This window comes from Streptomyces carpinensis (assembly GCF_002154505.1).
Lineage (GTDB): Bacteria > Actinomycetota > Actinomycetes > Streptomycetales > Streptomycetaceae > Streptomyces > Streptomyces carpinensis.
This window is the reverse complement of the sequence record NZ_MUBM01000007.1, coordinates 24,177-38,042: the sequence shown is the minus strand read 5'-3', so window position 1 is coordinate 38,042 and position 13,866 is coordinate 24,177. Positions and strand designations below refer to the sequence as shown.

The 13,866-nt window shown below is 70.0% G+C and carries 7 protein-coding genes; 5 read left to right on the top strand and 2 right to left on the bottom strand.

Translation table 11 applies throughout. The annotated features are described in order from the left end of the window. Nucleotides 1–297 precede the first annotated feature (297 nt). Nucleotides 298–558: a cupin domain-containing protein gene (locus BZY54_RS52040; protein WP_208640505.1), complete on the top strand. Its 261-nt coding sequence runs from the start codon at nucleotides 298–300 to the stop codon at nucleotides 556–558. Between the two features lie 128 nt (nucleotides 559–686). Here BZY54_RS52040 and BZY54_RS00900 read toward each other — a convergent pair whose 3' ends face one another. After that, a complete protein-coding gene (locus BZY54_RS00900; protein WP_244216881.1) occupies nucleotides 687–1,181 on the bottom strand; it encodes a GbsR/MarR family transcriptional regulator in 495 nt (164 codons plus the stop codon). Between the two features lie 132 nt (nucleotides 1,182–1,313). Here BZY54_RS00900 and BZY54_RS00895 point away from each other — a divergent pair, with 132 nt between their 5' ends. The 3 genes from BZY54_RS00895 to BZY54_RS00885 all read left to right on the top strand — a co-directional run bounded on the left by BZY54_RS00895 (nucleotide 1,314) and on the right by BZY54_RS00885 (nucleotide 5,560). After that, nucleotides 1,314–2,876: a GMC family oxidoreductase gene (locus BZY54_RS00895; protein ID WP_086722397.1), complete on the top strand. Its 1,563-nt coding sequence runs from the start codon at nucleotides 1,314–1,316 to the stop codon at nucleotides 2,874–2,876. A gap of 81 nt (nucleotides 2,877–2,957) precedes the next feature. Further along, nucleotides 2,958–4,403 carry an aldehyde dehydrogenase family protein gene (locus tag BZY54_RS00890; RefSeq protein WP_086722396.1) on the top strand — a complete coding sequence of 482 codons (1,446 nt, stop codon included), beginning with the start codon at nucleotides 2,958–2,960 and terminating at the stop codon, nucleotides 4,401–4,403. Next, complete coding sequence (locus tag BZY54_RS00885) at nucleotides 4,400–5,560, top strand: M20 family metallopeptidase (RefSeq protein WP_086722395.1); 1,161 nt, start codon at nucleotides 4,400–4,402, stop codon at nucleotides 5,558–5,560. Before BZY54_RS00890 ends, BZY54_RS00885 begins: the two co-directional genes overlap by 4 nt. Before the next feature lie 437 nt (nucleotides 5,561–5,997). On the opposite strand, the gene BZY54_RS00880 is transcribed toward BZY54_RS00885, so the two are convergent. Beyond that, entirely contained in the window at nucleotides 5,998–10,035 is a 4,038-nt protein-coding gene (locus BZY54_RS00880) for an endo-alpha-N-acetylgalactosaminidase family protein (RefSeq protein WP_086722394.1), read from the bottom strand. 860 nt (nucleotides 10,036–10,895) lie between these two features. Between BZY54_RS00880 and BZY54_RS00875 the strand changes: the two genes are divergently transcribed. Beyond that, complete coding sequence (locus BZY54_RS00875; protein WP_425276248.1) at nucleotides 10,896–13,574, top strand: glycoside hydrolase family 31 protein; 2,679 nt, start codon at nucleotides 10,896–10,898, stop codon at nucleotides 13,572–13,574. The last annotated feature ends 292 nt before the right edge of the window (nucleotides 13,575–13,866 follow it).

The window sequence follows — 13,866 nt, the reverse complement described above, 5'->3', positions numbered from 1 at the left end:
CGGAGTCGGCTTCAACACCGCTGTGTCTCAGCTGTTCGACTACCTGATGCCCGCGGTGTGCGGCTGACCGCCCTGTGAAGCGGCACGCGTTCGGCGGCCGCGCCCTGGCCGACCGGTAGGGCCGCGCCGGCCTGCCCGACGCCCCGGTCGCCGAGACCTGCGAGGTCAGCGACGTGGACGGCCAGGGTTGGGTGCGACGGTGGCCGAGGGGCCACTGGCTGGCGCACTCTGCGGCAGCTGGTCGAGGGATACCCGGACGAACTGGTCGGACGTGGCTGGTGTGGGCCGCACCTCCTGGTGCTGGCCAAGTTCATCGATGCCACCGGGCCGCGGCCGGTCCATCCGCACGCCGACGACGCCATCGCCCGCCGCCTGGAGGGCCGGTACAACGGCAAGACCGAGGTTTGGCACATCCTGGACGCCGCACCTGGTGCCACCGCTATGGTCGGCGGCAGAGTCGGCGTCGACCGCGAGCGGCTCCACCGAGCGCTCCCGGCGCAGGACTTCGACACGGTGATGCGGCGCCTGCTGGTGCGTGCTGCCCTCCTCGCCGCCTGACACGGCCCCGCCGCGATCGCCGCCCTGGGTGAAAGCCTCGACGCAGGGTCCGGGGAGGGCACCCGCCGGTGGGGCCCCGTCCGGGGAGCCGCTCAGGGGGAGCCCCCGGCTGCGGGCGAGCCGGCGGATCAGGGGCGGCCGTCCGCGCCCTGCGATCGCGTGGTGAAGTCGGAGAGGAGTCCTTGGAGCCGCTCCACCATGAACGAGTAGTACTCGCGCATCTGCTGGACCCGCCGCTGCTGCTCGGCCGGGAGGTCCCGGGCGTGCGCCTGCGCACGTTCGGCGAGGGCGAGCAGTTGCATCGTCTGCTCGAGCTGGTGCTGCAGACAGCCGATCCAGGCGTCGTCGCGCCAGCGATAGACGAACTGCCGTGAACCGGACGGCTTGTAGCGTTCCACCGTGCCGTTGGTGATGAGTAGGCGCGTCGTCTCGGAGATCGAGCCCTTGCTCGCCCCCAGCGCCTTCATCAGCTGCTCCAGGGTCATGGGGGCGTCGCTGAGCATCAGCACGCCCGCGGCGCGGCCGGCCATGGGCGGCCAGCCCATCGCCTGCCCCACGTGCAGGCCGAAGTCCTCGACCAGAGCAGCCTTCTCGCCGGGCTCGGCGCCGCTCACCTCCGACACTCGTACCTCCATGGTTCGGAAATCAATGAACGTTCACTCTTGACTGAACTTTCGGCCGCATGCAGTCTACCTGTCACAGCGGCCCGAGCGGTGCGCCGGGACCTTCGCTGATTCGACTACCGGAGGTGCGGCGTGTCCACTACCGGCTGGGATCTGATTGTCGTGGGCGCGGGATCGGCAGGGGCTCCCCTGGCCGCCCGCTCGGCCCAGCGCGGCAAGCGTGTGCTTCTGCTCGAAGCGGGGCCCGACTACCGCTCCGCACAGATGGCGGAGGTCTGGCGGTCGCCGAACCCTGCCCGGGCATTGCTCGATGCGACCGCGGCGCAGGATCTGGTGTGGACGGGGCTGAACGCGGCTCGCACCGACAGGCAGCCGCAGGCGCCGTACTGGCGGGGCCGCGGAGCAGGGGGAAGCTCCGCGATCAACGGGCAGATCGCGATACGGCCGCCGATGGAGGACTTCGAGGACTGGGTGGCGGCAGGCTGCCTGGGCTGGTCGCCCCATGACGTTCTGCCGTACTTCGCCCGGCTCGAGGACGACGAGCAGTTCGGGGACGAGCCCTACCACGGCCGGGGCGGGCCGACGCCGATCTTCCGCATGCCGTCCGAGGGCTGGGGCGGAGTGGACGCCGCACTGTACGAGGCGGCGCTCGCGGCCGGCCACGGCTGGGCGCCGGATGTGAACGCTCCGGGTGCCATCGGCGTCTCGCCCTACCCGATCAACTCCCGGGCGGGCCGACGGGTTTCGGTCAACGACGCCTACCTGGAGCCGGGCCGGAACTCGGGCGGTATGACCATTCGCGGTGGAGCCCTCGTCGACACGGTCGTGTTCGAAGGCGACCGCGCCGTAGGAGTGCGGTTGCTCGTCGAGGGCCGATCCGTGACCGAGTACGCCGACGAGGTGGTGCTCAGCGCCGGAGTGATCCACTCGCCCGCGATCCTCCTGCGTTCCGGCATCGGTCCCGCCGAGCAGCTGTGCGCCCTCGGCCTTGACGTACGGGCGGAGCTCCCGGTCGGCCGCGGGCTGCAGGACCACCCGATGATCGTCGTAGAGCTGCCGCTCACCGAGCAGGACGCCATCCGCACGCCGGACGACCGCCACACCAACGTCTGCGTGCGCTACACCAGCGAACCAGGCGCGCCCATGGGCGACATGATGGTGGTCTCCCTCAACCAGAACGTGCTGTCCATGGCGGCTGCCGACACCCGCCTGCCGGCCGGCGGTGTCGGCGTGTGGCTGAACCAGAACTTCTCCCGCGGCCATCTGACGCTGACCTCCACCGATCCCACAGCCCAGCCCGAGGTCCACGAGCGAATGCTGTCCGACGCCCGCGATCTGTCGCGCCTGCGGGATGGCGTCCGAAGCCTCGCCGAGCTCGCCCGCGGCTCAGCGATCTCCGCCATCGTCCGCGACGACATCGAGACCCACAACCCGGCACTTTTCGCCGTGCTCGACGACGACGCCAAGCTCGATGACTTTCTGCTCGCCGGTGTCGTCGACGCCCAACACGGCACCTCCACCTGCCGGATGGGCGACCCTGCTCAGCCGACGACGGTCGTCGACCCCTCCTGCCGTGTGCTCGGCGTCGAGCGGCTCCGGGTGGTGGACGCGTCGATCTTCCCCGCCGTACCCCGCGCCAACACCAACCTGACCTCGATCATGGTCGGCGAGCTGATGGCGGACCGGCTCGACTAGGGGCCGGCCTGTTCGGCCGACCGCCTCCGCCCACCGTCGAAGGACCGTCGAACCACGGTCGTCACAAAGGACATCGCGCTGATGAAGACCTTGCAGAATCACATCGCAGGAGTCTGGGAGGACTCGCGCAGCGGGGCCTTCCAGGACCTGGTGAACCCGGCCACCGAGGAGGTCGTCGCACGCTGCCCGGTCGGCTGCGCCGAGGACGTGTGCCGGGCCGTCGACGCCGCCGTCGCCGCGCATACTTCCTGGGAGGCGCTGCCGCTGACCGAGCGGATCGACCTGCTCAACCGGTGGGCGGATGCGGTAACCGAGCACGCCGCGGAACTCGCGGAACTCGAGTGCCAGGAGATGGGCAAGCCGGTCGGACTCGGACAGATGTTCATCGAGAGCGCGGCGCTGGGATTGCGTGCGTCGGCGAGTCAAGCCCTCGAGTACGAGTTCGAGGAGACCGTGCCCGGCCCCGGTGGGAGCAACACCAGGATCGTACGGCGGTCGCTCGGCGCGGTCGCTGTCATCACACCGTGGAACTTTCCTGTTCCGATGGTCCTCGGCGCCCTCGGACCGCTCCTGACCGCCGGCAACACCGTGGTGGTCAAGCCGTCTGAGCGGGCGCCGATGGCGGTGACGCGCCTGTTCGAGCTGGCCGGGTTGCCCGCCGGAGTGGCGAACCTCGTGCTCGGCGACGTTCGGGCCGGTGCCCCGTTGGTGCAGAGCGAGCCGGTCCAACTGGTCCACTTCACCGGGTCCGTGGCAGCGGGCCGCTCGGTGGGTGCGGAGACCGGCCGGCTCCTGCACCGCTCCGTGCTGGAACTGGGCGGCAAGGACCCGGTCGTCATCGACGCCGATGTTGATCCGGAACAGACCGCGGCCGCGGTCGCCTTCGGAGCCTTCGTCAACTCCGGCCAGATCTGCACGTCCATGGAACGCATCTATGTCCACCGCGCCATCGCACAGCCGTTCATCGAGGCGCTGGTCTCCGCCACGGCCGCACAGACCCTCGGCGACGGACACGACGACCGGACGGTCCTCGGGCCGCTGGTCGACCAGCGCCAGCGAGACATCGTCCACCACCACGTCACCGACGCCGCCGAGCGCGGTGCCGAGGTCCTCATCGGTGGCACCGTTCCCGACGGCAAGGGCTTCTTCTACCCCGCGACGGTGCTCACCGGCGTCGACGACACCATGCTGGTGATGACCCAGGAGACATTCGGTCCGGTGGCCCCGGTGATGATCGTGGACTCCTTCGAGGACGGCCTGAGGCACGCCTCCCGGTCCAGGTTCGGTCTGGCCGCCACCGTCTACACGAACAACCCGGACCACATCGCCGCCGCCGAGCGCCTCCCCGCCGGAGTGGTGTGGGTGAACCAGTGGCAGGGCGGCGGCCCTGAGCGCCTGTACGAGCCGGCCGGCGACAGCGGCATGGGTGCGACCGGCTCACGGGCCGCCTACGACGCCGCCACCCGCCCCGTGTCGGTGCACCTCGCTCATCGTGCGCAACCCGCGGAGCAGGGGACCGGGCGATGACCACGACCGAAGCCCTCAAGCGGCGCATCGCCCGCCGGATCGGAGACGAGAGCGATCGGCTGATCGCCCTGTCCCGCCGCATCCATGCCGAACCGGAGCCGGCGTTCGAGGAGGTCAAGGCCAGCCGATGGGTCGCCGACGCGCTGAGCGCGGCCGGTTTCGACGTCCGGCACGGCTGCTACGACCTGCCCACCGCCGTACGCGCCACGCTGGGCACCGGCCCCATCCACGTCGGCATCTGCGCCGAGTACGACGCGCTGCCCGACATCGGTCACGCCTGTGGCCACAACATCATCGCCGCCGCGGCCGTGGGCGCCGCCATCGGCCTCGCCCCCGTCCTGGACGACCTCGGCCTGACGGTCACCGTCCTGGGCACCCCGGCGGAGGAGGGGGGAGGCGGCAAGGTCCTGATGCTCGAACGCGGCGCCTTCGCCGGGCTCGACGCCGCCATGATGGTCCACCCGGCGGCGACCGAGATGGCCGCGATGCCGGGGCTCGCCGTCTCCCAGTTCGAAGTCGACTACCGGGGCAAGGGCGCCCACGCGGGCGCCTGGCCCGAGCAGGGGGTGAACGCCGCGGACGCCATGACGATCGCCCAGGTCGCCATCGGACTGCTCCGGCAGCAGATCCGCGGCGACGACCGCGTCCACGGGATCGTCACCCAGGCGGGATCGGCCGCCAACGTCATCCCCGACCGTGCCCGCGGCCGCTGGGTCGTGCGCTCCACCACCCAGGAGGCGTTGACGCAGCTCACGCCACGCGTTCATCGCTGCTTCGAAGCCGGGGCCCTGGCCACCGGGTGCACGCTGACCATCGAGCCGACCGGACCGGACTACGCCGACCTGCGCCCCGACCCGCACCTGCTGGCCTTCTACCGGGCCAACGCCGAGAAGCTCGGCCGGACCTTCCCCGACCTGCCCGCAGGCGGCATCGTCGGCGCGGCGACGGACATGGGCAACGTCTCCCACGTGCTGCCGACCATCCATCCCATGCTCGGCCTGGACTGCCCGGGCGCGGTCAACCACCAACCCGAGTTCACCGCCGCCTGCATCACGCCCGCCGCGGACCGGGCAGTGCTCGACGGCGCCATCGCGATGGCCTGGACGGCGGCCGACCTGGCCGCCGACCGCCGCTTCGAACGAGAGCCGGAACCATGAGCAGGCGCACCGCGAACGCCCCGCGAAGCGGGAGTAGTTCGTGTTTCGCCGACCGTACGGAGGTACCGTCACCCGCGTCGGCCGAGATCTGCACTGGACCCGCGCGGGCCGCGGCGAGGCGACCGTGGTCCCGGAGGCCGGCATCGCCGACTCCAGCAGCGTGAGCGGCCTGGTCTTCGACAGCCTCGCCGACTTCACCCAGGTCGTCGCCTGTGACCGGGCGGGCGACGGCAGCAGCGGTGGCCCCGCGGAGGCATCGGCCGACGAAGCACTCCGCGATCTGGACCGCGTCCTGCACGAGGCCGGTGCCGGAAGGAGACTCGTCCTCGTGGGCCACAGCTGGAGCGGGTGCTCGCCCGCCGGTCGGCCGCACGGGGAAAGAGGCCCGCCGCGACCGGTGGCGAACAAGCCGGTCGCGGCAGGCCTCGGAGGTGGTGCTACGGCCGGTCGGCCGGGGGGTAGCCGGTGGGCAGGTCCACCGGGGTGCCGTAGACGCGCATCTCGGCGGCGGCCGCGAAGGGCTGGCCGTTGAGTGCGCTCAGTGCGGTGAACTTCACGTACGAGGCGCGCACCGAGGGGAAGGAGATCTGCTGCATCTGCGGCGAGTCGACGAGAGAACCCTTGGCGACTGTCGTCCAGGTGCTGCCGTCGTCGGACACGGCCACCTCGTAACCCGCCACACGGCCGTTCTGTCCGCCGCTCTGCCGGTCCAGATAGCCGAAACCGTTCACGTCGGCCGGACCGCCGAGCTGCAGCGTCACCCAGTGCGGGTACGGAGCTTGCGAGTTGGTGTAGTCGGTGTGCCAGATGGTGCCCGGGTCACCGTCCAGCACATTGGACACCGGGCCCTCCGCCTGTCCCGAGGAGAGGTTCTCCGAGTCCGCACTCGCCCGCATCGAGCCGGGGGAGAGGACCGGCACGCTGGCCACCGTGGCCTTGGCCTCCGCCGACACCGTCTTGGTGACGCCGGAGTCGTCGTAGACGGCCGTGGCCTTCCACGTCGCCGACGTGCCCGCCGCGCTCGCCGGCGGGGTCAGGATCCAGGTGGTGCCGACGGTCGCGCCCGGCTTCACGCGCTCGAACAGGTTCCCGTCGCGGTCCTTGACCATCGCCGTCCAGCCGGCCGGAAGGCCGTCCAGCTTCACGGCGACGTTCGTGGCGTCGGTCTCTTCGTTGTTGGTGAACGACGTGACGTACTCGCCCGGCACGCCGGGGCTCAGGTCGGTGCCGGCCGGGGTGGTCACGCTCGCGCAGGCTGCGCCGCCGCTGACCGGCCCGAGATCCCTCACGCCGAAGTCGTCGAGCACCATGTCGGCGCCCGCCGCGCCGCCGAGCTTGCGCAGGCCGACCCAGGTGTCGCCGCAGCCGGCGACGATCTCCTTGGTGTACGCCGCGGTGTCCAGCGCCGGTGCGAGCGTGTCACGTGTGATGTCCTTGGCGACGACCTTGCCGTCCCCGACCTGGTCCGCGCCCGTCACCCAGGCCCACTGGCCGTCGATGTTCGTCTGGTACTTGAACGACACCGCGTACTTGTGACCGGCGACGAACGGCACCGTGGCGGGAACCGTGCGGTACACCAGTCCCGTATTCTCCGCATGGGCCTTCAGCGAGTGGTTCCCGTCGATGACGTCGTCCACCGCCCGGTCCTTGAGGGCGCCGGAGTTGTAGGGCGAGTAGGTGTTCTTCCAGCTCTTCTGGCTGTACGGCGCGTGCAGGTCGCTGATGCTGGTGCGTGGGTCGGTGACGCCGCCCGCGTCGCCCTTCACGAACGGCCCCCAGCCGGGCTGGTTGCCCTCGAAGTCGTCGTGGGCGATCACCGGACCACCGGGTGCCGGTGTGGAGGTGTCGGCCATGATCCGCACGTCGTCGACGGTGACCGCCGCGTCCCCGGCGGCCGCCGCGATCGCCACGGTGACCTCGCCGTCCGCCGGCGCGGTGAAGGTGACGGACGCGCGCTGCGCGTAGGTGCCCTGCTTGGCGTCGGCCGCCACCGTGTTGCGCAGTGGAGTGGTGTCGAAACCGTTGCGGTCGTTCGTCCCCTCGCCCGTCACACCGACCGTGACGGCTCGGCGCCGCCCGGCTTCGACCTCGACGTCCGCGCTCAGCGTGTACCGCCGGCCGGGCGTGAGGCCGGTGACCCGCTGGGAGACACCGGAGGCGTCGCCGGTGCCCAGCCGCACCACGTTGTCGCCGGTGGCCGTGCGCGCGAGCGCCGCCCCGCCCCGCGGGTTCCAGGCGTCCAGGTCTCCGGCGTTGAAACCGGGGTCGGTCAAGCCGGTGCCCGCACCGTAGTGGGCGTCCCTGTTCGGTGCCCGGTCCCCGCTGGGTGCGAGGACGTAGGGCTGGTCCTTGTCGCCCGTGAGCGTCACCTTGCCGCTGTGCGCCCGCACCTGGCCGACCTTCACCCGGCCCTGGTCGGTGAGCTTGTAGAGGGTGAAGCTGCCGGTCGAGGCGAACTGCTTCGTCAGCGCGAAGGTGTGCGTCCCGCCCGAACCGCTGTAGTAGTACATCTTGTCGGCCCGGCTCGGCGAGGACGTGGCGTTGCCGCCCTTCGCCTCGCCCCAGGGCAGCAGGTAGGTGTCGCCGTCGAGCACGACCGTGCCGTCCATGGACACCTGGCGCCGGCCGTCGACCATGGAGACGCGGACGCCGCCGGTGAGCGTGGCGGACTTGCCGAAGTCCCAGTCCATGACCTGGTAGTGCTGGAGGAACTTGGTCGGCAGGTTGTCCGTCCAGATGTTTCGGTAGAAGGCGTTCCAGTCGTCGTGTCCGGTCCAGCCCTCGAACTCCTTGATGCTGCTCCCGCCGAGCAGCGGGTCGACGTTCCACACGTCGCGGTCGGAGTTGGCGATGAATCGGATGATGTCGGAGTTGATGCCCTTGTTGGTGGCGCCGCCGTAGTTCTTGTCACTCGCCCAGTGGGACCAGACCGAGTTGCCCTCGAACTTGTACGACCACTCGGTGGCGACCTCGAAGCCCATCTTCCGCAGCTGCGCGGCCAGTCCGTCGGCCAGCCAGCCACTGGAGTAGTAGGCGTCGATGTAGACGGTCCTGATCCCCGGGGCCTCCTTGCGGAGTTGCTTGAACCGGTCGAGGATCGCCCCGCTGCCCAGGTCGGTGCGCTGGTCGATGTGGTACGACTGGTTCAGCCAGTCCCAGCCGTTGACCTGGCCCTTGACCAGAGCCTCACTGAAGTTCTTCGCCTGGGGGTAGGCCTCGGTGGCGTTCACGTGCACGGCGACGTCGGCGTTGTAGCCTCTCCCGGCCTTGGTGAGCTTGTTCAGGTCGGTGAGCCCACCCGCCCGGGTGTTGTAGTTGCCGCCGTAGTCGGGGTGGGCCGAGTCGTGCCCCTCGTTGGCGTAGCCCTTTTCCAGGACCCACTGACCGAGGTCGTCCGTGGCCATCGAGATCCGCTTGACGTTGTCGAGCGTCTTGAGGAACGGATTGGTCGCCTGGCTGGCGAAGTTGAAGGGGATGTGCTGCACGACGCGCTCGGGCACGCGGTCCGCGCCGAGCGGGCGGGTCATGTGGGCGCGGTAGGCGATCGCGCCGTCCTGCCAGTCCACCTGCCCGTCGCCGTTGGCGTCCGCGGCGAGTACGACGGTGGCCTCGGGCAGGGCGTACGTCCGCACCCGCGCGTCGGTGGCGCCCCGGGGCGCGTACGTGTAGGTGCCGACGGACAGCTCCGCGCGCCGGGCGCCGTTGCCGGCGTCCAGGATCCGCGACTGCAGGCGGGTGTTCCAGTTGTCGTTGTTGTCCTGCGCGGAGTCGTCGGTGGCGTTGGTGATGACACCGGCGGCCAGGTCGCCGTTGCTCACGAAGCCGTACGGGGTACCGACGGCGGCCTTGTCCGGGGTCGTCGCCGCGGTGATCGGGACGAACTGGTCCGCCGTGGTGGTCGAGTTCGCCGAGATCTTCGTACGGGCCAGGGTGGAGTGCGCAGAGGAGGAGTCGGCCGAGACGAGTGACTGGTCGGGGATCGCCAGCTGGTCGACGGTGGGAGCGGCGGCGCCCTCGATGCTCTTCACCGCGAAGACGACTGTCTTCTCGTCGGTCACCGTGATCGTCGAGGTGATGGTGAGGTCCGGCAGATCGGCGAAGGTGGAGGTGTAGACGGCCTGGTTGCCGTGCGCCGTCATGGCCGTGGTGGCGGTGTGCGCCTTGCCGTTGATGGTGAAGGTGTCCAGGGCCCGAGCCTGGCCGCCGAGTGTCCTGCCGCCCATCGTGTACGAGATGACCTGCGGGAACTCCTTGGCCACCCGGACCGTCAGGCCCGGAGCGGTCAGGTCGACCGGTGTGGCGGGGTTGTCCGGAGGCGCCGGAGAAGCCGGCGCCGGGACGTCCGAAGGGCCGGCATGCGCCGGCAGGGCGCCGGCCGACAACGTGCCCAGGGCGATGAGCAGGGCGGTCGCCGCGACGCCGCCGGATCTTGGCCGGCCCGCGCGCCGTGAACGCCGGGAGTGGTGCAGGGTCATGGGATCCACCTGGGAGCTTCCTCGTGACTCTGAACGGGAGAGTGGGGAAGACAGTAGGGGAAGGTTATCGATAACAACAGGACCTGGGGGCGCTCGAATTCGCCGGAGCATCGAATTGTGGAGTCGCCAACCGCTCGGAGCGGGCGGCAAAGTGAGTGCTCCGCCTGGTGCGAGTCCGGAGCAGAGGGTTGCCTTGGGCGGGGCGAGTAGAAGATGCATGGCATCGATAACACCACGCTGGTGGCGGATCGCCCCTCGCAGCCGACGCGGCCGGCCCCCGCAGTCGCACCAGGTGGGCGATCTCTCGCTCGGCGAACCCTGCCTGACGCCCAGGGCGAGAACGGCGCCTGCCCGGGCGTACATGTCCAGGTGGGGCGCCTTCGTGTACCGCGCGGTCGGCGGCGGCGCGCTCTTCGGCGAGCAACTTCTGGCCGTACTTGTCGGTTTCCAGCTCTGCGGCGAGCCAGCGGAAAGTCGCCGGCGCTGGACCAGACCTGCGCGCCGAACTCGCCGCCCACACCACGCATCCCCACACAGACGGCGGGCCCGGCCGCTGAACCAGGCGCGGCAGCCCGCGGACCGCACCGCCGGTGCACCGGCCGAGGTGTGTCCTGTCGCGGTGGTGCCTTTCCGGCTACCCGGGCAGTGATTCGTCAGCCATGGACGTGCCGAATCCGCCACAGGCAGGCTGTGGTCCACACCCGGCAGGGTTTCCACCGTCGCTCGCCGCTCCGCTCCCCCCTCATCTGGTTGACATGTTCGCGTCTCAAGGTGGATGTTGATGCGTGAACGTGCTCACAACGACGAGCTTTCAAGCATTAATACTCATCGAGCGGTTGGTCTGAGCGGAGATGGATCCTATGCGAGGAATACGGCGAAGACTTCGACACCGCTCACGGTGGGCGGCAGGCGCCACGGCCGGTCTCGTCACCGCGCTCGGCGCGGCCCTCCTCACCGCCCCCGCCCAGGAGGCGAGCGCGGCGACACCGTCGAACGGCGTACTCGACGACGCCCACAAGAGCGTGACCTGGCAGAGCCCGGTCTACCCCGCGGGAACCGTGGGCGACCCGGGGAAGTGTCCGCCCGTGTCTGAGGACCCGGATGGCAAGGTCTGCGACAGGTTCGACCTCAAGGTCTCGGTGCCGGACGGCTATTGGGACGACAACCCCGAGGCCGGCGTCCCGATCTCGATCGAGTGGCAGAAGCAGCCCACCGACGACTTCGACATGTACATCTATGACGACGCGGGCAAGCAGGTCGCCGCGAGCGCGGGCACGGCCGACCCCGAGGCCACGGTGATCCCGAAGGCCAATGGCACCTACCACGTCGTGGTCGTCCCTTACGACGTGCACGACAACTCCTTCACGGGCAAGGCGTATCTGCCCGAGACGACCGACGCGGGCGACCTGACGTCCTTCGACGGTGGGAACGGCAGCTACACCTTCGCGGCGGGCAACCTGAAGGCGAAGGCAGACTTCCTCGCGGGCGGTCAACTACGGCTCCAGGCCGATCCGTCAGGCGCGTTCAGCGATCCGGCCGGCACGCAGATCGTCCGCAAGCAGCCCACCGCGCAGAAGCACACGTCGTCCTTCGACGCGGGTGCGTACTACGGCATCCGCTCCCCGGAGGCCGTCCTGCGCGTGTACAAGAAGCCGCTGCGCTTCGGGCTCTACAAGGCCGACAACAAGACCCGCATCTGGCAGGAGGACAAGCCGCTGCGCTGGTCCACGGGCGGCATGCGGCAGAGCCTGGCGCGAGCCGAGGACGAGCAGTTCTTCGGCGGCGGCGAGCAGAACGGCAGCTTCTCGCACCGCGACAAGACGGTGTACGTCGCCAACAACACCAACTGGGACGAGGGCGGATACAACAACTCGCAGCCCTTCTACCTCTCTTCGGCGGGCTACGGCGTCTACCGCAACACCTTCGCACCGGGGGTCTACGACTTCGGCCCCTCGGTCCACACGGGCCAGCAGGAGCGCCGCCTCGACGCGTACTACTTCCTCGGTGACGCGAAGAAGGTCATCGGCCAGTACACGTCGCTGGTCGGCAAGCCGTTCATGCCGCCGGTCTACGGTCTCGAACCGGGTGACGCCGACTGCTATCTCCACAACGCCAACCAAGGCGAGCGACACACACTCGACTCCCTCAAGGTCGCGGACGGCTACGTCCAGAACCAGATGCCGCTCGGCTGGATGCTGGTCAACGACGGCTACGGCTGCGGCTACGAGGACCTCGCCGAGACCGCGAAGGGCCTCCAGGAGCGCGGAGCCGAGATGGGTCTGTGGACCCAGAACGGCCTCGACAAGCTCGCCGAGCAGGTCAAGGCGGGTCAGCGCGTCGCGAAGCTCGACGTCGCCTGGGTCGGCAACGGCTACGGCATGGCGCTCGACGCCTGCGACCGGGCGAAGAGCGGCATCGAGGACAACAGCGACGCGCGTGGGTTCGTATGGCTGCCGGTGTCCTGGGCGGGCGCGCAGCGCTGCGGCGTCCTGTGGAGCGGCGACCAGAAGCTGTCCTGGGACTTCGTCCGCTGGCAGATCCCGACGTACGCGGGCGCCACGATGTCCGGTATCGCGTACAACACCGGTGACGTGGGCAGCATCTACCGCCACGACCCCAAGATGTACGCCCGCGACCTCCAGGCCAAGATATTCCTTCCGGCGATCATGACGATGGACGGCTGGGCGAGGGACATCACCACCGGCCAGAAGATCAACCAGCAGCCATGGGTGGACGGCGAGCCCTACACGTCCATCAACCGCAAGTACCTGCAGCTGCGCGAGCGCCTGCTGCCGTACCTGTACACGCTGTCCGCCCAGGCCGCGAAGACCGGCGTCGGCGGGGTGCGCCCGCTGTACCTGGAGTATCCGGACGACCCCGACACCCTCGGTGCCGACGCCAAGTACGAGTACCTGGCCGGTTCCGACTTCCTCGTCGCCCCGGTCTACAAGGACGCGGAGACCCGCGACGGCATCTATCTGCCCAAGGGCACCTGGACTGACTACTGGACGGGCAAGAAGTATCAGGGCCCGACCACGGTGAACGGCTACCACGCCCCCCTCGACACGCTTCCTCTCTTCGTCAGGGACGGCGCGATCGTCCCGATGTGGCCGCAGGGCACGACGTCGTACAAGACCCGTGACCGACACGAGCTGGGCTGGGACCTGTACCCGCAGGGGCACAGCTCGTACACGCTGTACGAGGACGACGGTGTGACGCGCCAGTACGCCGACGGTGCGTCGGCGACGCAGCGTGTGACGATGGACGAGGACGGGCACGGGGTCGAGGTCAACGTCGGTGCGAGCAAGGGCGCTTACGCGGGCAAACCCGCTGCCAGGGCGTACCGATTCACGATCCACACGGACGCGGCCCCGCGCCGGGTGTCCCTGGGCGGCAGCACGCTGCACCGGGCTGACTCCCCGGCCGCTCTCGGCGCGTCCGGAGCCGGCTGGTACTACGACGCCGGGACAGGGGTGACAACGGTCCTGACCGAACGCATCTCCCTGGAGCAGGAGTTCACGGTGGCGTTGAAGTCCTGATCGGACGCGCCCCGACGGGGCCGGGGTGGCGCTCAACGCGCCCCCCGGCTCCGCCGGTTGCTGCGGCACGGCCGGTGTCGGCTCGGGTTTCGTAGCGGACCCTTCTGCCGGGCGCGCGTGGACCGGAGCGCACTCACCCTGAGGTGGCACTGGTGGCCGAGCAGCCATCGGCAGGGTTTTCCGCGTGCGGTCACCCGTCCGAGGCCTCACGACCGGTGATGACGCGATACAGGTCCGGTCGGTTGCCCCTGCGGCGCGGATGCCGAGGGGCGGAGCCGTCGGCGCCCAGGAG